The sequence below is a fragment of the Stenotrophomonas chelatiphaga genome, assembly GCF_032054965.1.
GTDB lineage: Bacteria > Pseudomonadota > Gammaproteobacteria > Xanthomonadales > Xanthomonadaceae > Stenotrophomonas > Stenotrophomonas chelatiphaga.
In genome coordinates this window covers 1-19,526 of record NZ_DAMBRS010000021.1, presented here as the reverse complement: position 1 = coordinate 19,526, position 19,526 = coordinate 1, and the positions used below count along the sequence as shown (strand labels likewise).

General features: G+C 68.2%; 23 protein-coding genes and 1 other RNA gene. 11 read left to right on the top strand and 13 right to left on the bottom strand.

What is annotated here, in order from left to right; translation table 11 throughout:
• Positions 1–42 precede the first annotated feature (42 nt).
• The 3 genes from RTX79_RS17640 (at position 43) to RTX79_RS17630 (ending at position 2,866) form a co-directional block, all read left to right on the top strand.
• Positions 43–612 carry an adenylate kinase gene (locus RTX79_RS17640; RefSeq protein WP_057509172.1) on the top strand — a complete coding sequence of 190 codons (570 nt, stop codon included), beginning with the start codon at positions 43–45 and terminating at the stop codon, positions 610–612.
• A gap of 314 nt (positions 613–926) precedes the next feature.
• The gene (mpl, locus tag RTX79_RS17635) at positions 927–2,291 is read left to right on the top strand and encodes a UDP-N-acetylmuramate:L-alanyl-gamma-D-glutamyl-meso-diaminopimelate ligase (RefSeq protein WP_428696035.1); all 1,365 of its coding nucleotides are present in this window, start codon (positions 927–929) and stop codon (positions 2,289–2,291) included.
• Positions 2,288–2,866, top strand: a complete 579-nt coding sequence (locus RTX79_RS17630; protein ID WP_057509171.1) for an LON peptidase substrate-binding domain-containing protein — start codon at positions 2,288–2,290, stop codon at positions 2,864–2,866. The genes mpl and RTX79_RS17630 overlap by 4 nt, the downstream gene beginning before the upstream one ends.
• Before the next feature lie 11 nt (positions 2,867–2,877).
• Here RTX79_RS17630 and RTX79_RS17625 read toward each other — a convergent pair whose 3' ends face one another.
• Positions 2,878–4,869: a bifunctional DedA family/phosphatase PAP2 family protein gene (locus tag RTX79_RS17625; protein ID WP_312685100.1), complete on the bottom strand. Its 1,992-nt coding sequence runs from the start codon at positions 4,867–4,869 to the stop codon at positions 2,878–2,880.
• Between the two features lie 84 nt (positions 4,870–4,953).
• On the opposite strand from RTX79_RS17625, the gene RTX79_RS17620 reads away from it, so the two are divergent.
• The 3 genes from RTX79_RS17620 (at position 4,954) to RTX79_RS17610 (ending at position 7,522) form a co-directional block, all read left to right on the top strand.
• The gene (locus tag RTX79_RS17620) at positions 4,954–5,616 is read left to right on the top strand and encodes a serine/threonine protein kinase (RefSeq protein WP_312685098.1); all 663 of its coding nucleotides are present in this window, start codon (positions 4,954–4,956) and stop codon (positions 5,614–5,616) included.
• A 77-nt stretch (positions 5,617–5,693) separates the two neighbouring features.
• On the top strand, positions 5,694–6,512 hold the full coding sequence (locus RTX79_RS17615; protein WP_312685096.1) for an SDR family oxidoreductase: 819 nt from the start codon (positions 5,694–5,696) through the stop codon (positions 6,510–6,512).
• 71 nt (positions 6,513–6,583) lie between these two features.
• Complete coding sequence (locus RTX79_RS17610; RefSeq protein WP_312685094.1) at positions 6,584–7,522, top strand: YiiG family protein; 939 nt, start codon at positions 6,584–6,586, stop codon at positions 7,520–7,522.
• Positions 7,523–7,562: 40 nt separating this feature from the next.
• On the opposite strand, the gene RTX79_RS17605 is transcribed toward RTX79_RS17610, so the two are convergent.
• Positions 7,563–8,438 (bottom strand): ion transporter, encoded by an 876-nt coding sequence (locus RTX79_RS17605; RefSeq protein WP_312685092.1) that lies wholly within the window; start codon positions 8,436–8,438, stop codon positions 7,563–7,565.
• Between the two features lie 65 nt (positions 8,439–8,503).
• Between RTX79_RS17605 and RTX79_RS17600 the strand changes: the two genes are divergently transcribed.
• Positions 8,504–9,730 carry an acetylornithine transaminase gene (locus tag RTX79_RS17600; protein ID WP_057509166.1) on the top strand — a complete coding sequence of 409 codons (1,227 nt, stop codon included), beginning with the start codon at positions 8,504–8,506 and terminating at the stop codon, positions 9,728–9,730.
• 31 nt (positions 9,731–9,761) lie between these two features.
• Here RTX79_RS17600 and RTX79_RS17595 read toward each other — a convergent pair whose 3' ends face one another.
• The gene (locus RTX79_RS17595) at positions 9,762–10,376 is read right to left on the bottom strand and encodes an HAD-IA family hydrolase (protein ID WP_312685090.1); all 615 of its coding nucleotides are present in this window, start codon (positions 10,374–10,376) and stop codon (positions 9,762–9,764) included.
• 106 nt (positions 10,377–10,482) lie between these two features.
• On the opposite strand from RTX79_RS17595, the gene azu reads away from it, so the two are divergent.
• A complete protein-coding gene (gene azu, locus RTX79_RS17590; RefSeq protein ID WP_309683711.1) occupies positions 10,483–10,932 on the top strand; it encodes an azurin in 450 nt (149 codons plus the stop codon).
• Here the strand turns inward: azu and hemL are convergent.
• Positions 10,929–12,209 carry a glutamate-1-semialdehyde 2,1-aminomutase gene (gene hemL / locus RTX79_RS17585; protein ID WP_312685087.1) on the bottom strand — a complete coding sequence of 427 codons (1,281 nt, stop codon included), beginning with the start codon at positions 12,207–12,209 and terminating at the stop codon, positions 10,929–10,931. The two genes, azu and hemL, sit on opposite strands and share 4 nt — an antisense overlap.
• Complete coding sequence (thiE, locus tag RTX79_RS17580; protein ID WP_312685085.1) at positions 12,206–12,841, bottom strand: thiamine phosphate synthase; 636 nt, start codon at positions 12,839–12,841, stop codon at positions 12,206–12,208. Before thiE ends, hemL begins: the two co-directional genes overlap by 4 nt.
• A gap of 34 nt (positions 12,842–12,875) precedes the next feature.
• On the opposite strand from thiE, the gene RTX79_RS17575 reads away from it, so the two are divergent.
• Entirely contained in the window at positions 12,876–13,115 is a 240-nt protein-coding gene (locus RTX79_RS17575; RefSeq protein WP_057509161.1) for a rubredoxin, read from the top strand.
• A gap of 22 nt (positions 13,116–13,137) precedes the next feature.
• On the opposite strand, the gene RTX79_RS17570 is transcribed toward RTX79_RS17575, so the two are convergent.
• The 8 genes from RTX79_RS17570 to RTX79_RS17535 all read right to left on the bottom strand — a co-directional run bounded on the left by RTX79_RS17570 (position 13,138) and on the right by RTX79_RS17535 (position 17,184).
• Positions 13,138–13,983, bottom strand: a complete 846-nt coding sequence (locus RTX79_RS17570) for a SirB1 family protein (RefSeq protein ID WP_057509160.1) — start codon at positions 13,981–13,983, stop codon at positions 13,138–13,140.
• 88 nt (positions 13,984–14,071) lie between these two features.
• A complete protein-coding gene (locus RTX79_RS17565; protein ID WP_057509159.1) occupies positions 14,072–14,518 on the bottom strand; it encodes a DUF192 domain-containing protein in 447 nt (148 codons plus the stop codon).
• Positions 14,519–14,579: 61 nt separating this feature from the next.
• The gene (rpiA, locus tag RTX79_RS17560; RefSeq protein WP_123698997.1) at positions 14,580–15,227 is read right to left on the bottom strand and encodes a ribose-5-phosphate isomerase RpiA; all 648 of its coding nucleotides are present in this window, start codon (positions 15,225–15,227) and stop codon (positions 14,580–14,582) included.
• A gap of 21 nt (positions 15,228–15,248) precedes the next feature.
• Positions 15,249–15,728 carry an EVE domain-containing protein gene (locus RTX79_RS17555; RefSeq protein WP_057509157.1) on the bottom strand — a complete coding sequence of 160 codons (480 nt, stop codon included), beginning with the start codon at positions 15,726–15,728 and terminating at the stop codon, positions 15,249–15,251.
• Entirely contained in the window at positions 15,725–16,312 is a 588-nt protein-coding gene (locus RTX79_RS17550; RefSeq protein ID WP_312685122.1) for a 5-formyltetrahydrofolate cyclo-ligase, read from the bottom strand. Before RTX79_RS17550 ends, RTX79_RS17555 begins: the two co-directional genes overlap by 4 nt.
• 94 nt (positions 16,313–16,406) lie before the next feature.
• Positions 16,407–16,592: non-coding RNA, 6S RNA (gene ssrS / locus RTX79_RS17545), on the bottom strand.
• An 80-nt stretch (positions 16,593–16,672) separates the two neighbouring features.
• Complete coding sequence (locus tag RTX79_RS17540) at positions 16,673–16,966, bottom strand: cell division protein ZapA (protein ID WP_057509156.1); 294 nt, start codon at positions 16,964–16,966, stop codon at positions 16,673–16,675.
• A complete protein-coding gene (locus RTX79_RS17535) occupies positions 16,963–17,184 on the bottom strand; it encodes a TIGR02449 family protein (RefSeq protein ID WP_057509155.1) in 222 nt (73 codons plus the stop codon). Before RTX79_RS17535 ends, RTX79_RS17540 begins: the two co-directional genes overlap by 4 nt.
• A gap of 141 nt (positions 17,185–17,325) precedes the next feature.
• Between RTX79_RS17535 and RTX79_RS17530 the strand changes: the two genes are divergently transcribed.
• Together RTX79_RS17530 and RTX79_RS17525 are read left to right on the top strand one after the other, a co-directional pair.
• Positions 17,326–17,874 carry a UPF0149 family protein gene (locus tag RTX79_RS17530; RefSeq protein ID WP_057509154.1) on the top strand — a complete coding sequence of 183 codons (549 nt, stop codon included), beginning with the start codon at positions 17,326–17,328 and terminating at the stop codon, positions 17,872–17,874.
• A 20-nt stretch (positions 17,875–17,894) separates the two neighbouring features.
• Complete coding sequence (locus RTX79_RS17525) at positions 17,895–19,217, top strand: aminopeptidase P N-terminal domain-containing protein (protein WP_123699280.1); 1,323 nt, start codon at positions 17,895–17,897, stop codon at positions 19,215–19,217.
• The last annotated feature ends 309 nt before the right edge of the window (positions 19,218–19,526 follow it).

Below are 19,526 nucleotides of genomic sequence, written 5' to 3'. Positions count from 1 at the left end.
ACGCCGTACGTTCATGAATTTCAACACGTTGGAGTCAGCTAGATGCGATTGGTTCTGTTGGGGCCGCCCGGTTCGGGCAAGGGTACGCAGGCAACGCGCCTGAAGGAAAAGCTCGGCATCGCCCACATTTCCACCGGCGACCTGCTGCGCGCCGAAGTGGCCGCCGGTTCCGAGCTGGGCAAGCAGGCCAAGGCGGTGATGGATGCCGGCAACCTGGTGTCCGACGACATCCTGCTCGGCATGCTGCGTTCGCGCCTGTCCCAGCCTGACGTGGCCAAGGGCTTCATCCTGGACGGCTATCCGCGCAACGTGGCCCAGGCCGAGGCGCTGGATGGCGTGCTGGCGGACATCGGCCAGCCGCTGGATGCGGTGGTGCAGCTGGACGTGGACGCCGATCAGCTGATCGAGCGCCTGGCCGGCCGCGCCAAGGAACAGGGTCGCGCCGATGACAGCCCGGACGCGGTCCGCCAGCGCCTGCAGGTCTACACCCAGCAGACCGCACCGGTGGTCGATTTCTATGCCGAACGCGGCACCCTGGCGCGCCTGGATGGTATCGGCGAGCTGGAAGAAGTCGAAGCGCGCATCCACGCGGTGCTGCCGAAGGCCGGCTGAGGCCGGCGAGGCGTGCGGTTGGCGCCTGAAAAACACAGGCCTGGTCCCTCCGGACCAGGCCTGTGTCATTTTAAAGCCAGCGGTGGGCTTGCTCAGGGCCCCGCAGCGTGAGCTCCCATGGGGATGGCCTCTTGGGGAGTAGGACCGGTTGGGAACTGCGGCTGGCGACGTGAATTGTGTCGATCTTCATAGGCTGCCGCTATCAGGATTTCCCTGACACGCCATTGGCTTTGTCTGAGCCCGGTGTCGGATTTATCTGACGCCTTGCTGTGCAGGATGGCCCATCGCCGGGTCGATCGGTAACAATGCGGGTCATGAGCAACGTACATATTCTTGGAATCGCCGGCACCTTCATGGGCGGCGTGGCCGCGCTGGCGCGCGAGCTGGGCCATGCCGTCAGCGGCAGCGACCAGGCGATCTATCCGCCCATGTCGACCCAGCTGGAAACGCTGGGAATACAGCTGGACCAGGGGTATCGCGCCGACAGCGTCCCGCCGGGTACCACCGAGGTGGTGGTCGGCAATGCACTCTCGCGGGGCAATCCGGCGGTGGAAGCCGTGCTCGATGCCGGCCAGCGCTACATCTCCGGTGCGCAGTGGCTGAGCGAGCAGGTGCTGCCGGGCCGCGACACGCTGGCCGTGGCCGGCACCCACGGCAAGACCACCACCACCACCATCCTGGCCTGGCTGCTGGAAGCTGCCGGTCGCGCGCCCGGCTTCCTGATCGGCGGCGTCGCCGAGGATTTCGGCGTGTCCGCCCGCGTGGGGCAGGGCCGTGAGTTCGTCGTCGAAGCCGACGAGTACGACACGGCCTTCTTCGACAAGCGCAGCAAGTTCGTGCACTACCGGCCGCTGGTGGCGATCCTCAACAACCTCGAATACGACCATGCCGATATCTTCCCGGACGTCGCAGCGATCCAGCGCCAGTTCCACCATCTGGTGCGCACCGTCCCGGCACGCGGACGGCTGATCGTCAACGGCGAGGACGCGCGCCTTGCCGAAGTGCTGGCGATGGGCTGCTGGACGCCGGTGGAACGCTTCGGTTTCCAGCCTGCGCTGGAATGGCATGCCGAACTGCTCAGCGCCGATGGCAGCGCCTTCGTGGTGCATCATCGCGGGCAGCGCGTGGGCGAGGTCCACTGGGCATTGCTGGGCCGCCACAACGTGCTCAATGGATTGGCTGCGCTGGCTGCCGCACATGCCGTGGGCGTGGTGCTGGCCGACGTGCTGCCGGCGTTGTCGCGCTTCCACAGCGTCAAGCGCCGGCTGGAAGTGATCGGCCAGGCGCGCGGCATCACCGTGTATGACGATTTCGCGCATCACCCCACGGCCATCGCCACCACCCTTGAAGGCCTGCGCGCCAGAGTGGGCGATGCGCGCATCGTGGTGGCGATGGAGCCACGCAGCAATTCGATGCGGCTGGGCGCACATGCGCAGGCACTGGCGCCTTCGCTGGCGCTGGCCGATGCGGTGGTGTTCCTGCACCGGCCCGGGCTGGAATGGGATGCCGCCGCGGTGATGGACGCCGTACGCGGCCAGGCCCTGGCAGTGGCCGACACCGATGCCTTGCTGGCCTATCTGGACGCCCTGGCCGAAGCCGGTGACCACGTGGTGTTCATGTCCAATGGCGGCTTCGACGCCGCGCCGCGGCGCTTCCTGGCGCAGCTGCAGGCGTCATGAGCGCGGTCGCGACGCTGCCGTTGTTTCCGTTGCACGCGGTGCTGTTGCCGGGCGCGAGCATCGGCCTGCGCGTGTTCGAACGGCGTTACCTGGACATGCTGCGTGATTCGAGCCGCGACGGCGGTGGATTCGGGCTGTGCCTGATCCTGCAGGGCGATGAAGTGGGGGCGCCTGCGGTGCCGGCGGCGTTCGGCGTGGAAGCCCGGGTGGATGATTTCGACATGGGCAGCGACGGTGTGCTGCAGCTGCGGCTGCGCGGTGCGCGGCGCTTCCATGTGGAGCAGACCCGGGTCCGCGACAACGGGCTGGTGGTCGGCGAGGTGCGCTGGTGCGCGCCGGATACCGATGACGAGCTGCGTCCGCAGCACGCGCTGCTGTCCACCCTGCTGCAGCACATCATCGAACAGGCCGGCGAGGACTATGCACCGGCCACGCCGGGGCTGCTCGACCAGGCGTCCTGGGTAGGCTGGCAGCTGGCGCAGCTGCTGCCGCTGGAAGAATCACAGCGGCTGCAGCTGCTGCAGATCGATGACGTGCATGCGCGGCTGGACCTGTTGCTGGGCTGGATCCCGTAACGCCTGACGCGTTATTCGGTACGCAGGCGCAGCACCGGCAGCCCCGATTCGGGATGCACGCCTTCCTGCATCGGCAGGCCGTCCACCGATGCCTTCACCGCCGACATCGCCGGGTCGATCCCGCGCAGCGGATGCCACATGCCGATCCACTCGAAGTGGCGGGTGAAGCGCAGCGTCTGCGCACTGCCCAGCCACAGCGGGACATCGCCGGGCTGCAGCACCTTGGTCGCCGGCCACAGGCGCAGCACGTGGCGCTCGTCCGGCCGCTCGCCGTCACGCACCATCAGCAGGCTTTCCACCTGGGTATCCAGCGTGGCCGGCAACACCGGCAGGGCGTCGGCGCCGGTGTCCTGGTCGAGCATCAGCAGCGCCTGTTCCCAGCCGGCCTGCGGCTGTACCTTCCAGCCCTGCGATTCCAGCCGGGCCTGCAGCGGCGCCAGCGGTCCGGCCACCTGCACGTCCAGCGGCCAGCGCTGGTCATCGTCGAACTCGTTGCGGCGCGCCGGCATGGTCTGCCAGTCCTGCTGCCACCACTGTTCGGCCAGCAGCGGCGCCGGGGCGGCCTGGTGCGGTTCGAAGCGTTCCAGCTTGACCGGGATGTTGCGCGGCGCGTACCACAGCGCCGCCACCAGGAAAGTACCGTAGAACAGCCAGGCGACCGGCTTGACCCAGAACGAACGGTTGAAGCGGCGGCGGTAGGCGATGCCCAGCACCAGCAGCCAGAACAGCCCGAACAACATGCCGCCGATCACATCGCTCAGCCAGTGCGCGCCGAGGTAGATGCGCGAAAAGCCGATCAGGCTGACCACGAAACCGGACACGAGGTACGGCCACACGCGGGTGCGCCCGGGCAGTTCACGGGCGATCAATACCGCGAAGAAGCCGAAGGTGATGGTGGCCATGGTCACCGACACCGACGGGAAGCCGAAGCCACTGCTGGCATCCGGCGGCCGCACCACGTCCACCGTGGCGCCGAGCAGCATGGTCAGCGCCAGGCCGAAGGCCAGCGCGGCCAGCCAATGCGCGGCGGCCATCCAGCGCCGGCGCCAGACCAGATAGCCCATGCCGGCCGCGGTGGCCGGCAGCAGCACCTGCCAGGCCCCCAGCGAGGCCAGCGCGGCCATCGGGTAGTCGGCCAGCGGGTTGCGCAGTGCCAGCATCGCGTGGTGCACGGCCAGGTCGATGCGCAGCGGTTCGCCGTGCGCCACCACCACCATCAGCAGCGCGAACCAGCACCAGCCCAGCACCAGCAGCATCAGCGCCAGCATCGCCAGCGGCACCGACTCGCGCCGTTGCGGATCGAACACCGACACCGAGTAACGCCCCAGCGTGGGATGGCGCTGAGACCAGTCCAGCAGCCGCGCCAGCCAGGTATCCATGCGCGCGGCCGACCAGCGGTAGCCGTACAGCACGATCGCCCAGACCAGGCCCAGGATCACGCACAGCAGGCCGACCACCACCACCAGCCGGCCGGCGACCGCGGCGACCGCGTCATACGCGCCGCCCAGGACCCAGCCCGGCAACAGGAACAACACCGCCCATGACACGCTGGCGATGCCGCTGGCCTGCATGTAGCGGCTGGCCTGCATCTTCATCATGCCGGCGATGGCCGGTACGAACGGGCGGATGGCGCCTACGTAGCGGGCCACCAGGATGCTCTTGAAGGCATTGCGGCGGAACATCGTTTCGCCGCGGTCCAGCAACTGCGGGTAGCGGCTGAAAGGGAAGACCCCGCGCAGCCGGTCACCCCAGCGCCGGCCGATCCAGTAACTGATGCCATCACCGGCGAACGCGCCCAGCGCCGCACACGCCACGGCATACGGCCCGGAGATCTGCCCCAGGCCGATGAACACGCCCACCGCGAACAGCAGCGGCAGGGCGGGCACGATGGCACCGAGGATGATGACCGCATCGCAGAAGGCGATGAGGAAGATGGCTGCACCGGCAAGCACCGGATTGGCGGCAATCCAGGCGAGGGTGGCGTCGATCCATGAAGAGTCCATCGCCGGATTATAAAGGCGTGCAGGTGACTGGTTGCCTGCTTGATGCCGGCTGATCGTGCCAACGTGGATCGCCTAGAATGGGCCATGGCAGATACCCGCACGCCCGCGCAGCACGCGCTCAAGTCAGACAGCTTCGGCCGCATCCTGCTGGTGCAGCACGCCGAAGGCCGCTTCGTGCGTCGCGACCTCGGTGCCACCCCGTTGTGGTTGCGGGTGCCGGCCTGGTGGCTGGCGCGACGCGAAGCGCGCGCGCTGCGTCATATCGACGGCATGCGGGCGGTGCCGAAACTGCTGGCGTGGGACGGCCGTTGGCTGGACCGCAGCTTCATGGCAGGCGATGCGATGTACCAGCGTCCGCCCCGCGGCGACGTGGCCTGGTTCCATGATGCGCGCCGGCTGCTGCAGGAACTGCATCGGCGCGGCGTGGCGCACAACGACCTGGCCAAGGAAGCCAACTGGCTGGTGACCGAAGACGGGCATCCGGCGTTGATCGATTTCCAGCTGGCGGTGATCGGCCATCCGCGTGGACGCTGGATGCGCCTGCTGGCGCGCGAAGACCTGCGCCACCTGCTCAAGCACAAGCGGATGTACTGCCGTGAATCGCTGACCCCGGTGGAAAAACGCGTGCTCAAGCGCACCTCGTGGGTGCGCGAGCTGTGGTTCGCCACCGGCAAGCCGGTCTACCGCTTCGTCACCCGGCGCATCCTGCACTGGGAAGACAACGAAGGGCAGGGCCCCAAGCCCTGAGTCCGCACTGCGGCCGGGCCGACCGGGTCGCGGGCATAATGCAGCATCGGCGTTGGCCGGTGACCAGGAGAACCGTGGTGTCCAACCTGCAAGGCAAGACGCTGTTCATCACCGGCGCATCGCGCGGTATCGGGCTGGCGATCGCGCTGCGCGCGGCGCGCGATGGCGCCAACGTGGCCATCGCGGCCAAGTCCTCGGTGGCCAATCCGAAGCTGCCCGGCACCATCCACAGTGCGGCCGAAGCGGTCACCGCCGCGGGCGGGCAGGCGCTGGCGCTGAAGTGCGACATCCGCGAGGAAGACCAGGTGCAGGCGGCGGTTGCCGCGGCCGTGGATACCTTCGGCGGCATCGACATCCTGGTCAACAACGCCAGTGCGATCTGGCTGCGCGGTGCGCTGGAAACGCCGATGAAGCGCTTCGACCTGATGCAGCAGGTCAACGCGCGTGGCAGTTTCCTGTGCGCCCAGGCCTGTCTGCCGTACCTGCTGCAGGCCCCCAACCCGCACATCCTGAGCCTGGCGCCGCCGCCCAGCCTGGACCCGAAGTGGTGGGGGCCGCATACCGGCTATACCTTGGCCAAGATGGGCATGAGCCTGGTCACGCTGGGGCTGGCGGCGGAGTTCGGTCCACGCGGCGTGGCGGTCAATGCGCTGTGGCCGCGCACGGTGATCGCCACCGATGCGATCAACATGATCCCGGGCGTGGACGTGCAGGGCTGCCGCACGCCGCAGATCGTCGCCGACGCCGCGCACGCGGTGCTGGTGCGCGAAGCAGCCGGCTTCCACGGCCAGTTCCTGCTCGACGACGAGGTGCTTGCCGCGGCCGGCGTGACCGATCTTTCAGGTTATGCGGTGGATCCTGCGCATCCGCTGCTGCCGGATCTTTTCCTGGATTGATTCGACGACGCGTTGACGGCGCGGTCTGCTATGGTGCGCGGCTGTAATCGTTTCCAACAGGGAAGTGCCCCATGAATCCGACCTTCCGTGCGGCCGTCCTGGCCGCGTCCGTTGCGCTGTGCCTGGCCGCCTGCCAGAAAGGTGCTTCCTCGTCCGCCGCCGTCGAGGGCGCCGACAAGATCAACGCCTACATCGCCTGCTTCAACGGCGTGCAGCAGCCGATCCAGGAAAGCTTCCAGCGCTACGTATCGTGGATCGCCGATCCGGCGGCCGGCCCCACCGGCAAGGAAGAAACCGTGCGCGCGCCGGGCACGGTGTTGTCCCATCGCGTCGAGTTCTGCGGCGCGCCGCTGACCGCCGCCCTGGCACAGCAGCCGGCCAACGCCGCGCTGGATCCGGCCGCGCGCCGTTACCAGGAAACCTTCACCGCGCTCAACGAGAAGATCGGCGAGGCGGTGCGTTACTACGATCGCGAAGACTACAAGCGCGACGGCGGTGAGGGCATGCGTCAGCGGCACGCGCCGCTGATGGAGGCCTATTCGGCGTTCTTCGAAGCCGGTGATGCGATGGATGCCGCGCTGGAAGCCAACGAAGACCAGCGTCGCAAGGAGCAGATCGCGGCGATCGAGAAGGAAGAAGGGCGCAGCGCGGCGTTCTACCACCTGAGCATCATCGGCGAGGGCAAGCAACTGGTGAAGGTGCTGGACGGCGACGCGCCGGACCTCGCCGCCGGCCGGGCACAACTGGCGCGCTACCAGAGCGTGCTGGAAGAGGCGGCCAAGGCGAAGATCGGCCAGGGGGATCCGATGTGGGGCCACATGGAGCGTTCGGCGGACAAGCTGGCCAGCGAGGGCGGGCGCCGCATCGAACGCCTGCAGGCCAACCAGCCGTTGAGCCGCAGCGACCAGATCCTGCTGGAGAGCGGTGGCATGCCGCCGTCCGGCACCGCGCCGGCGCTGCTGGCCAGCTACAACGATCTGGTCGACATGAGCAACCGCATGGCACGTTGATGCGGCCAGGGCGGGTGGCGCGCCTGGCGTTGGCACCCGCCTAGACCCGGTTGAACAGCTCCGGCAGGGGCTCGGCGCACTGCCGGCAGTAGCGTGCGTCGGGTTCGTGCCCGTCCAGCCCGCAGCGCAGGCAACCGCGCCCATCGCGCTTTTCGGTGTGCTCGGCCTCGCGCAGCGTGCTGGCCAGTTCGGCGGTGTAGATGCCGGTCGGCACGGCGATGATGCTGTAGCCGATCAGGATCAGGATGGAGGTGACGAAGCGGCCCAGCGTGGTCTGCGGCACGATGTCGCCGAAGCCGACCGTGGCCATGGTCACCACCGCCCAGTACATGCTGCTGGGGATGCTGGTGAAGCCGCGGTTCGGGCCTTCGATCAGGTACATCAGCGCACCGGCGATGATGGTGATGGTGATGACCGTGAACAGGAACACCAGCACCTTGCGCCGGCTGCGCCACAGCGCCAGCATCAGCACGCCGCTTTCTTCGATGTAGCGTGTCAGCTTGAGGATGCGGAACACCCGCAGGATGCGCAGCGCGCGCACCACCAGCAGGCTCTGCGCGCCGGGAATGAACAGGGAAAGGTAGGTCGGCAGGATCGACAGCAGGTCGATGATCCCCCAGATGCTGACCGCATAGCGCAGCGGGCGCTTCACCACCGCCAGCCGCAGCACGTATTCCAGCGTGAACATCACCGTGAACGTCCACTCCAGCACGTACAGGCCCCGTGCCCAGCGCAGGTGCAGGTGCTGCACGCTGTCGATCATCACCACGATGACGCTGGCGATGATCGCCAGCACCAGCAGCAGGTCGAAGTTGCGCGAAGGCCCGGTGTCGTGGCGGTAGATGATGTCGAACCAGTACCGGCGCCAGCCGGTGGCACTGGCGGGATTGAGTTGCGGAGCGGAGAAAGGGCGCATCGGCGCATTGTGCCGCACCGGCTGCGGGGCGAGAATGGGCGCTTTCCGAAGCTCGCCGGACCGCCATGACCGCCGCCACCGACCCCCTGATCTCCCTGTCGCACTACTACCTGCCGGTCTACAAGCCGCGCCAGGTCGTGCTCGAACGCGGGCAGGGCGCACGCGTGTGGGATTCGCAGGGCCGCGAGTACATCGACCTGGCCGCGGGCATCGCCGTGTGCGGCCTTGGCCACAACGATCCGGACCTGACCGCGGCGCTGGTGGAACAGGCCGGCAAGCTGTGGCACACCAGCAATGTGTTCTACAGCGCGCCGCCGCTGCACCTGGCCGAGGAACTGGTCAAGGCCAGCCGCTTCGCCGAACGCGTGTTCCTGTGCAACTCCGGTGCCGAAGCCAATGAAGTGGCGATCAAGATGGTGCGCAAGTGGGCGTCGTCGCAGGGGCGTCCGGCGGATCGGCGGGTCATCGTCACCTTCCGCGGCAGCTTCCACGGTCGTACCCTGGCGGCGGTGACCGCCACCGCCCAGCCCAAGTACCAGGAAGGCTACGAGCCGCTCCCGCAGGGCTTCCGCTACGTGGATTTCAACGATGAAGTGCAGCTGGAAACCGCGATGGCCGCCGGTGACGTGGCTGCGGTCATGCTGGAGCCGGTCCAGGGCGAGGGCGGGGTGATGCCGGCCAGGCCGGGCTTCCTCAAGCGCGTGCGCGAGCTGTGCGACCAGCATGGCGCGCTGCTGGTGCTGGATGAGATCCAGGCCGGCATGGGCCGCACCGGGACCTTGTTCGCGCACTGGCAGGATGGGGTGGTGCCGGACATGGTCACCCTGGCCAAGGCGCTCGGCGGCGGCTTCCCGATCGGCGCGATGCTGGCCGGCCCGAAGGTCGCCGAGACCATGCAGTTCGGCGCCCATGGCACCACCTTCGGCGGCAACCCGCTGGCCGCTGCGGTGGCACGGGTCGCGCTGCGCAAGCTGGCGTCCGATGAGATCGCCGCAAACGTCGACCGCCAGTCGCGCGCGCTGCGCGAAGGCTTTGAACGCATCAATGCCGAGTTCGGCGTGTTCGGGCAGGTGCGTGGGCGTGGTCTGATGCTCGGTGCGGTGCTGTCCAAGGACCACCTGGGCCAGGCCGGGGTGATCCTCGACCACGCCGCCGAGCACGGCCTGCTGACCCTGCAGGCCGGTCCGGACGTGCTGCGTTTCGTGCCGTCGCTGAACATCACCGACGAGGAAATCGCCGAAGGCCTCAAGCGCCTGCGCGCGGCCGTGGCCAGCTACATCGCCGCGCGCTGAGCGCGGTGGGTGCAGTGGCGACCGTCGGTCGTCACCGCAGGCCGTGGCGCTTCAGCACCCGGCCCACGCTGCGCCCATCGCGCACGGTTTCGGCGTGCAGGCCCGCCTGCCGTGCACCGCGCACGTTGGTGAACAGGTCATCGATGAACAGCGTGCGCGACGGCGTGACCTGCAGGTGCTGCAGTGCGCGCTGGTACAGCGCCGGATCGGGCTTGCGTCCCCCCAGCGCGCCGCTGCACAGCAGGCCCTCACCCACGCGGTCGCACAGCGCCGGCAGCAGGGCGCGAAGTACCTCGGCCATCAGCGCGCCGTTGTTGGTCAGCACGCCGATGCGCACTGCAGCGGGAAGGGTGAGGATCTGCTGCACCACGTCCTCGCGCGGGCGCGATGCCGCCACCCGTGCCTGGATCCACAGCGCCTCGCTGACCTCGGCCTGCAGGCCCTCGCTCAACGCGCGCAGGTATGCCGCGGTCGCGGTCACGCCGCTGTCGTAGCGCGTTTCCAGTCCGCTTTCGAACAGCACCTGCTGCACCCGCGTGCCGTCCACGCCCAGGCTGTGGGCAAGATGCCGCACGCGCACACTGCGCTGGTAGTCCAGCAGCACCCCGTCGACGTCCAGCAGCAGCAGTTCGATTCCCGGCTTCATCACCGCAGCATGCCTGATCCACCGCCGCGGCTGCGACAGCCGGTCACAGCCGCGTGCTGCCATGCTTTCCTACAATGGAGCCCACGACAAACGGGAGCAGGCAGTGATGAAGCAGTGGGCATGGGTGGCAGGGCTGGGCGCGGTGCTGCTGGCGCCGTCGGCGATGGCGCGCGTCTGCGCGGTGAACATCGACAGCACCGACCAGATGACCTTCAGTGCGCGCCAGATCACGCTGGCCGCCGATTGCACCGAGGTCGCCCTGACCTTGCGCCACACCGGCCGCATGGCGGCCACCGCAATGGGGCACAACTGGGTCCTGACGCGCACCGCCGATTACCAGCCGGTGGCCATGGCCGGCATGCGCGGCACGCTCGCCGACAGCTACCTGCCGAAGGGCGATGCGCGCGTGCTGGCGCATACCAAGGTGATCGGCGGCGGCCAGAGCACCAGCGTCCGCTTCTCCACCCGCGCGCTGCAGAAGGGCGGCGACTACACCTTCTTCTGCTCGTTCCCCGGCCACTTCGCGATGATGAAAGGCACGCTGGTGTTCGGCTAGGCCTTGAAGGCGATGCGGGCGGCGGCGAGGGTCGCCTCGATCACCTCGTCGTCGTGGGCGCTGGACAGGAAACCTGCCTCGTAGGCGGAGGGGGCCAGGAACACGCCCTGTTCCAGCATCGCGTGGAAGAAACGGTTGAAGGCGGGGATGTCACAGGCGGTGGCCTGGGCATAGGTCTCCACCTTCTGGTCGGTGAAGAACAGGCCGAACATGCCGCCCACCTGGGTGGTGGTGACGCTGACGCCCGCCTCGGCGGCGGCCTGTTCCAGGCCCGCGCACAGGCGCGCGGCGCGCGCGGACAACTGCGCATGGAAGCCTGGCTGCTGCACCAGTTCCAGCATCGCCAGCCCGGCGGCCATCGCCACCGGATTGCCGCTCAGCGTGCCGGCCTGGTAGATCGGGCCGGCCGGTGAGATCTGCTGCATCAGCTCGCGCTTGCCGCCGTAGGCACCCACCGGCATGCCGCCGCCGATGATCTTGCCGAAGGTGGTCAGGTCCGGGGTGACGCCGTAGTGCGCCTGGGCGCCGCCCAGCGCAACCCGGAAGCCGGTCATCACTTCATCGAAGATCAGCACGGTGCCGAAGCGCGTGCACAGCTCGCGCAGGTGCTGCAGGTAGCCCTCGCGCGGCGGAATGCAGTTGGCATTGCCGACCACCGGTTCGATGATCAGGCCGGCGATCTGCTCGCCCTGTGCTTCGAACAGCGCGGTAGCGGCGTCGAAATCGTTGTAGGGCAGGGTCAGGGTGAGCTCGCTCAGGCCGGCCGGCACGCCCGGTGAGGTGGGCACGCCGAGGGTCAGCATGCCGCTGCCGGCCTTGACCAGGAACGAGTCGCCATGGCCGTGGTAGCAGCCTTCGAACTTGACGATGCGGCTGCGGCCGGTGGCCCCGCGCGCCAGGCGGATCGCCGACAGCGTGGCTTCGGTACCGGAGTTGACCATCCGCACCATCTCGCAGGAAGGCACCAGCCGGGTCAGCGTCTCGGCCATGGTGACTTCGGCCGCGCACGGTGCGCCGAAGGACAGGCCGCTGTCAGCGGCCTTCTTGACCGCCTGCCGCACTGCGGGGTGGTTGTGGCCGACGATCATCGGACCCCACGAACCGACGTAGTCGATGTAGCGGTTGCCATCCACGTCATGCAGGTAGGCGCCGTCGGCGCGTTCGACGAAGAACGGCTCGCCGCCCACCGACTTGAACGCGCGCACCGGCGAATTGACGCCACCGGGCAGCAGCGCCTGGGCGCGGGTGAACAGGGCGTGGGACTGGTCGTGGTTCATGCGGGATCCTTGAAGCAGGCGAGATAGGCGTGCAGCGTGGAGACCGGGTCGGCGGCCTCGAACACGCTGCTGATCACCGCCACCAGGTCTGCACCGGCGGCGATGACGGGACCGACATTGTCCGGCGTCAGCCCGCCGATCGCCACCCGCGGCACGCCCAGTGCGGCGCTTTGCCGCAGCAGTTCCGGCGTGGCGCGGCGGGTGGTCGCCTTGCTGCGGCTGGGGAAGAACGCGCCGAAGGCCACGTAGCTGGCGCCGGCGGCGACGGCCTCCCGTGCCAGCGCCGGTTCGTCGTAACAGGATGCGCCGACCAGTGCCGCCGGCCCCAGCAGCGCGCGTGCCGCCGCCACGCCGCCGTCGTCTTCACCGATATGCACGCCGGCGGCGCCGACCGCCTGCGCCAGCGGCGCGTCATCGTTGATCAGCAAGGGCACGCCATGGCGGACGCACAGGGCCTGCAGGGCGGCCGCCTGCTCGCGGCGCAGGGCCGCCGTCGCGGTCTTGTTGCGGTACTGCAGCCACGTGGTGCCGGCGGCGAGCAGCGGCTCGACACGCGCCAGCAGGCGTGCGGTATCGGGCTCGTCCGGAGTGATCAGGTACACGCCGCGAGGCGTTGCAGGCGTAGGGGACATGGATGGCTACCGGTTGCGTGGCCACGATGGGACAATGGCCACGGAGTGCATTGAAGGACGTCATTTTGAAGGGGAACATCCCATGAGCGACACCCCCCCGGCCGTGTTCCGCACGTGGATGTGCGTGGTCTGTGGATTCCTGTACCACGAAGCAGACGGCCTGCCCGAAGAAGGCATCGCGGCGGGGACCCGCTGGGAAGACGTCCCGGACACCTGGACCTGCCCGGACTGCGGCGTGACCAAGGATGATTTCGAGATGGTGGAACTGGACTGAACCGTGCACCGCGCGGTGCGGCTCAATGCAGCCGCGTGCGCGGCCCGCCGAGGTCCACCAGTTTCTCGCGCAGGGCCTGCGCGTCGCCCGCGTCGGGATTGCGCTGCACGTAGCGGCCCAGGTCGCGGCGCGCACCGGCCAGGTACTCCAGCTTCAGGTAGGCCAGGCCACGGTCGCGCAGCGCGTCGTCGTTTTCCGGCGCCAGTTTCAGCAGGCGGTCGGCGCTGCGCGCGGCGCGGTCCCACTGGTGGTTTTCCGCGTAGACGCCCTGCAGGTTGCGCAGCATCCGCATCAGGATCGCGCGGCTGGGCGCGGGGTCGAGGATCTGCGCCAGCACCTGGTCGTCCGGTCGCTGGCCGCCGAGATGCGAACTTGCGCGCTCGCGCAGTTCTTCCACGCCCAGCGGCCGGCCGCCGTTGAACGGGTCCATCACCAGCATCCCTTCCTCCATCGGCAGGCGCACCAGGAAATGGCCGGGGAAGGACACCCCGTCCAGCACGATGCCGAGGCGGCGGGCGACCTCCATCTGCACCAGTGCCAGCGAGATCGGATTGCCGAGGCGGCGCTCGAACACCTCGTTGAGATAGCTGTTGCGCGGATCGTAGTACTCGTCGTGGTCGCCGCTGTAACCCAGCTCGTCGAACAGGTGGCGGTTGATCGCGGCCATCTTCAGCGGCGCCGACGCGATGATCTCCACTTCCGCGCGCAGGTGGTCGACGTGCGCCTGCACGGTCGCGTCGTACACCGTGGGATCCAGTGCGGGATATTCGTCGCGTGCGATCAGCAACGCAGTGGGCAGCAGTGGCAGCGACTCGTCGTCGAGTTCGGCCAAGGTGTCCCAGTCGGGCAATGTGATCCGGTCCTGCATGCCTACAGACTGGCGGCAATGCCGCAAGGTTTCAAGCTGCAGCAGGTGAAAGGATGCCGGCCGGCGACCGGCATCCGGGTCGTTCCGGTCAGAGCGGCGGGATGCCCGGGCCCAGCTTCAGTTCGGTGCCGTCCTTCAACTTGATCTTCTCCGCCTGGCCGGCATTGAGCTCGAGCACGTAGCGTGCCGGCCCGCTGCTCGGATACGGCGGGCAGCGGTCCCCGGCCGAGCACGGCGGCACGTCGCGCTGCTGGCTGACCAGCTTGCGCGCACTGTCGAAGTACAGGATGTCCAGGCCGATGCGGGTGTTCTTCATCCAGTAGGCGAGGGGTTCCTCGCGGTCATGGATGAACAGCATGCCGTGGTCTTCGGGCAGGCTGTCGCGGAACATCAGCCCGCGCGCGCGGGTTTCATCGTTCTGCGCCAGTTCCACTTTGTAGCGGGCGCCATCGAGCTCCACCCAGTGCTGGGACGCACCGGTGGCGCAGCCGGCCAGCGCGAGCAGCGGCAGCAGGAGCAGGGAACGGATCGACATCGGGTTGTCCTCGATAGGAGAAACGGTCAGGCGGGCCTTGCAGCGCACGCCCGGCAGGGAATCAGAGCACCACCGGCGGTTCGCCGCCGACGATCACCACGTCGGCGCGGCGGCGCGCGAACAGGCCCACGCAGACCACGCCGGGCAGCTGGTTGAGCTCGCGCTCGAGCTTTTCCGGATCGGTGATCTGCAGGTGGTGGATGTCCAGGATCTGGTTGCCGTTGTCGGTCACCACGCCCTCGCGCCAGGTCGGCTGGCCGCCGGTCATGTCGCGGATCTGGCGGGCGACCAGGCTGCGCGCCATCGGGATCACTTCCACCGGCAGCGGGAACCGGCCCAGCACCGGCACCTGCTTGGACGGGTCCACGATGCAGATGAAGCGCTCGCTGGCCTCGGCGATGATCTTCTCGCGGGTCAGCGCGGCGCCGCCGCCCTTGATCAGGCACTTGCCCGGATCGCACTCGTCGGCACCGTCCACGTACAGCGACAGGCTGCCGGTGTGGTTGAGCTCCAGCACGTCGATGCCGAGCTGCTTCAGGCGCGCGGTGCTCTGTTCGGAACTGGACACCGCGCCCTTGATGCGGTGCTGGATGCGGCCCAGCGCATCGATGAAATAGGCGACGGTGGAGCCGGTGCCGACCCCGACGATCATGCCGTCTTCGACGTATTCGATGGCTTTTTCAGCGGCCAGGCGCTTGGCTTCGGACATGCGGGCGGTCTCGATGGAGGATCAGGGTCTGCGTTCCAGCGACAGCAGCAGCTTCCACTGCGCAGCGGTCACCGGGAACACGGAAAGGCGGTTGCCCTTGGCGGTGAGCGGGAACCCCTCGCCCAGCGCATCGGCGTGCAGCTTGATTTCATCCAGCGCGATGACCCGCTCCAGCTTGCGCTCGAAGCCCACGTCCACCAGCATCCAGCGCGGCTCTTCGCGGGTCGCCTTGGGGTCGTGGTAGTCCGACTGCGGATCGAACTGGGTGTCATCGGGATAGGCGGCACTGGCCACCGTGGCGATGCCGACGATGCCAGGCACCTTGGTGTTGGAGTGATAGAACAGGATGCCGTCGCCGACGTGCATCCCGTCGCGCATGAAGTTGCGCGCCTGGTAGTTGCGGACGCCGTTCCAGGGCTCGGTGCCGACGCGTTGCAGGTCATCGATGGAAAAGGCGTCCGGTTCGGACTTCATCAGCCAATAGCGCTTGCGGGCAGTCATGCGGTCACGTGCGAGGCGAAAAGGGTGTCGGCTTCGGTGCAGATGGCGTCCAGCGCCACGTCCCAGGACGCGACGGCCAGCGCATCGACCTGCTGCACGGCGAAAGCCGCGCCGACCAGCCACGGCGGAGCAGGGCGGTCGTGCCGGAAGGCGAAGCTGCGATCATACCAGCCCCCTCCCATGCCCAGCCGGCCGCCCTGTGCGTCGAAGCCGACCAGCGGGGTCACCACCAGGTCCATCGCGCCAGCGGCCAGCGTATCGGCAGGGTCCAGGTCGGGTTCGGGAATGCCGAAACGGTTCTGCCGCAGCGCCTGGCCCGGACGCCACGGCGCAAAGCGCAGGACGCTGTCGTGCAGCACCGGCAGGCAGTAGGTGACGGTGTCGGGCAGGCTCAGCTGCCACCGATGCAGGGCGATTTCGCCATCCATCGCCCAGTAACCGGCGACATGCCCGCATTGCGGGGCGAACGGCAGCGCCAGCAGGCGCGCGGCGAGGCGGTCGGCGGCGTCGATCCGGGCCGCAGCGGGCAGGTCGCGGCGACGCTGGCGGAGCGCGGCGCGCAACGCATTGCGGGGATCGGGTATCGAGGGGGGCGAGGAGGGCATGGCGCTATTGTGCCGCGCGGCCGACCGGAAAAAACAAAGGCGACATCCGAAGACGCCGCCTTTGTCGAATATTGCATTCTCCGCAATGACGATGCATGCGAAACGACCTTGAACCCAGGGGCTCAAGTGGGAACGCTGGGGAACCATCGGGCTTCCCGCTGCAAGGCGGACATGCACTCCCGGCGCCGTCGCGCTCCCGGTGTCGTTCTTAAGGGACAAGGCGAATGTTTGCACATGCCGTCGTGTACCGCAGAGAACGCAGGAACAGTATAACCAGCTCGCTGCGCAGGGGTAGTCCGTTCGTCGGCAACAGTGCGTGCCAATTCAGATTACGCGGCGTTACACGTCGATCGCGCGGTCCAGCCGACGGTTCATGTCGGCCAAGGTCTGCTGCAGGGCAACGGCCTGGCGGGCGTTTTCATCGCGCAGCTGCTGCAGCTCGTGCGCCAGGTTCAAGGCCGCCAGCACCGCGACGCGGTCGACGGCCGCCATGCGGTTGCTGCCGCGGATTTCGCGCATCTTCGCATCCAGCAGTCGCGAGGCGGCCATCAGGCTGTCGCGCTCCTCGGCGGTGACGCCGACGGTGTAATCGCGATCAAGCAGGCGGACGTTTACCGGTTCGGCACCGCTCATGTGTGCTGCTCCAGGGATTTGAGCCGGGTGATCATCGCTTCCACCCGCGAGCGCGCCTGCTCGTTCTTGGCCAGCAGGGTGGAGCGTTCGTTGACCAGCTGTTCCTGCTGGTGGCGCAGGCTGCGGTTCTCTTCGGCCAGCCGCTGGTTACGCTCAAGCAGCGCCTCCACCCGGGCGGCGAAGGCCTGCAACTGGTCGAGCGGGCTGGGATGGTCCATGGCGGCAAGAGTCTCAGGGCCGTTGATGACGGTCAAGCGTCAGGGGCACGGGCTGCGGGGCGACGCGCCACGTTCTAAACTAGCCCATCGGCGACACAGGCAGGACTGCGTGGGTCGCCCCCATCACAAACGAGCCTGCAGATGACCGAACTTCCTTCCATCGACGACGTTTCCCGCGCCAGCGCGGCGCTGGGGCTGGGCGCGACCCCGGCCGAGCTGCACGGTGGCCTGTGCGGCTGGCTGGCGGCCGGCGGCGCGCCGGGCAACGACTGGCCGGCCCGCGTGCTGGCCGACGATGCGCTGCAGCCGGTGGCCGAGGGCAGCGCGCTGGCGCAGTTGCTGGAGGTGACGATCAAGCAGCTGGAAGACCGTGATTTCGGCTTCGAGCTGCTGCTCAGCGACAGCACCCAGACCGAAGCCCAGGTGGATGCCCTGTTCACCTGGGCGCGCGCGTTCCTGGGCGGCTTCGGGCTGGGCTCGGGGCATAAGCGCCCGGCGCTGTCCGAAGAAGGCGAAGAGGCGCTGAATGACCTGGCCAAGCTGGCCCAGGCGTCCAGCGAGGACTTCGACAGCGATGGCGAGGACGACGACGAAGCGCTGGCCGAGATCGAAGAGTTCATCCGCATCGCCGTGCTGCTGCTGCATGGTGACTGCGTGATGGCTGCACGCCACCGCCAGCGCCTGAACTGATGGCGGGCGATCGCATGGACCTGCGCCAGCGCACCGGGATCGGCGCGGCCGAGTACAAGCGGCGCCGGCGCCAGCTGATGGAAATGGCCGGCGACGATGCGATCCTGGTGCTGCCGGCCGCTGCGGAAAAAGTGCGCAGCCTGGATACGCATTATCCGTACCGCCAGGATTCGGATTTCCAGTACCTGAGCGGCTTCCCGGAGCCGGAAGCGGTGCTGGTGCTGATTCCCGGGCGGCGGCACGGCGAGGTCATCCTGTTCTGCCGCGAACGCGATGCCGAACGGGAAGCGTGGGACGGCAGCCGCGCCGGCCAGGAAGGCGCGGTAGCCGATTTCGGCATGGACGACGCCTATCCCATCGAGGACCTGGACGACATCCTGCCGGGGATGCTGGAAGGGCGCTCGCGGGTGTACTACCACTTCGGGCGTGATGCGGATTTCGACCTGAAGCTGATCGGCTGGGTCAACCGCGTGCGTTCGCAGGTGCGCCATGGCGCGCAGCCGCCGCACGAGTTCCTGGAACTGGGCCACCTGCTGCACGAGCAGCGCCTGTTCAAGTCCGGCGCGGAAATCGCGCTGATGGAGCAGGCTGCGCAGATCAGCGTGCGGGCGCACCGTGCGGCGATGCAGTCCGCGCGCGCCGGCATCCACGAATATGAGCTGCAGGCAGAACTGGAGCGGGTGTTCCGCGCCCATGATGCGTGCCCGGCGTACTCGAGCATCGTCGGTGCAGGCCGCAACGGCTGCATCCTGCATTACCGCGACAACAACGCGCGCACGCGCGATGGCGAGCTGGTGCTGATCGATGCCGGCGCGGAGTACCGCGGCTATGCCAGCGACATCACCCGCACGTTCCCGGTCAGCGGTCGTTTCACTGCCGAGCAGCGTGCGTTGCATGACCTGGTCGGTGCGGCGCAGGCGGCTGCGCTGGCGCAGGCACGGCCGGGTGTGGCGTACGAGGCGGGTCACCTGGCCGCGGTGCAGGTGCTGACCGAGGGGCTGCTGCGGCTGGGGCTGCTCAAGGGCAGCGTGGAGGACAACATCGCGCAGGAGCAGTACAAGCGCTTCTACCGGCACAAGACCGGGCACTGGATCGGGATGGACGTGCACGACGTCGGCGATTACCGACTGGCGGGCGAGTCGCGGCTGCTGGAGCCGGGCATGGTGTTCACCATCGAGCCGGGTCTGTATGTCGGCGCAGAAGACACCAGCGTGGAGGCGCGCTGGCGCGGCATTGGCATCCGCACCGAGGATGACGTGCTGATCACCGCCGATGGGCATCGGGTGTTGACCGAGGGCCTGGCGCGCAGCGCCGATGAGATCGAAGCGTTCATGCAGGGGTGAGGGGTGGGTGCCGGGCCTGCGGCCCGGCGGCCCGCTTTTTTTCAAGCAACGTCAACGTCAACGTCAAAAGCGTGCAGGGCTGTGTGGTGGCGGGGCGGGGTGGGTTCGCGGGGGACGGCAAGAGCCGCATCCTGCGGGCCTCGTTTCGCGCCATCCATGGCGCTCAACGCCCCCGCCAACCCACCCCGCCCCACCCTAGACAGGTCCATGGTGGCCATGGACAAGGCGGTGGACGGGAAGGGTGGGAGAAACATGGGGTCAGAGTCCTTTCGCTACGCGAAAGGACTCTGACCCCTGCCTTTGCTTTTT